General features: G+C 76.0%; 1 protein-coding gene. It reads right to left on the reverse strand.

The features are described 5' to 3' along the window. Positions 1-1,181, reverse strand: a 1,181-nt coding sequence (locus AN218_RS37225; protein WP_171908844.1) for a hypothetical protein, incomplete at its 3' end; no start/stop codon positions are given. Between the last annotated feature and the right edge of the window lie 80 nt (positions 1,182-1,261).

The raw sequence follows: 1,261 nt of genomic DNA on the forward strand, positions 1-1,261 counted from the left end.
AGGCGGGCGGCGTGCTCCAGCGGTCCGCGTCCGCTGACGCCCACGGCGCGGTCGGGGTCGGCCTCGGCGACCGGTTCCAGCACGGTCTGCACCGGTGCCTGTGCGCCGTCCCAGACGACGATGAGCTGGGTCTCGTCCACGGGGCAGCGCACGACCAGGGAACGGGCCCACTGGAGGGCGTCCTCGACCTCGGCCGCGACGTCCGCCCGGTCCTCCCCGGGTGCCTGCTCCACGACCGCGAACTGGACCACGCCCGCCGCCATCAGACCGGGCGCGAGCGGTTCGACGGCCCGGCCCGCGGAGGTCACATCGCCCACCATCAGGTACTGGAACGCCGAGGTCCGTGCCGCGTGCACAGCCGCGTGAAGGCGTCTCTCGCGCTCGGTGACGTCCTCCTCGCGCAGCAGCCCGGCCACCATCACCGCCACCTGTTCGAGCCCGAACCGGCCGCGCCCGCCCCAGGGTTCGTCGCGGGAGGCGATCAGCAGCCGGTGCGGCGGACCGACGCCCACCGGCCACACCTCGACGTACCGGCCCTGCCCGACGGTGCGTACGGGGCCGCTCTCCCGGCCGCGTACGAGATCGCGCAGCAGGGCCGTCTGCCGGGACACCTCGGAGGGCCAGTCCTGTTCGCGGTGGCCGTCGACGATCTGCACGCGTGCGTCGGCCTCGCGGGCGATCCACTCCAGTACGCCGCCGGGTCCGCCGCCCTCGGCCATGGCGTGCGCCGCCAGGTTCGAGTACGTCTCGACCTGCCGCACCCGCTCCTGCAAGGCCGCGACCTGCGCGCCCATCAGCGCCTCGGTGACACGGACCGGGCCGCCGGGGATCAGCGGGGTGAGGACGGGGACGAGGCCGCAGTCCGGTGCCTCGCCGAGTTCGCCGAGGGCTCCGGGTGCGGGCCCTGTTCCCGTCCCGGTCTCCGTCCGGGTCCCGGTGCCGGTCTCGCGGCAGACGACCACCCCGGCGGCGTTCTCCGCGCGCAGCCGCACCCACCCCAGGTCGCTGCCCGCCGGGGTCACGAACAGCACATGCTCGGTACGTTCGCCGACCGGCGGGCCGTCGGGCCCGCAGCGAGTGATCCGCTCCACCACCCGGCCGGGGTCGTCGGGCGCGTCACCCGTGCTGGCCCACCGCAGCAGCGGCGGCGCACCGGCTGTCAGGCGGCCCAGCGTCAACATGGATCCAGCGTCATCCGGGCCCCCGCACCGCGCACCTCGGGCCGGGCCCGGGGGCGCACGGGCGGAGCGCGACCGAGGCG

Origin of the sequence: Streptomyces nanshensis, assembly GCF_001751255.1 — a bacterium.
GTDB lineage: Bacteria > Actinomycetota > Actinomycetes > Streptomycetales > Streptomycetaceae > Streptomyces > Streptomyces nanshensis_A.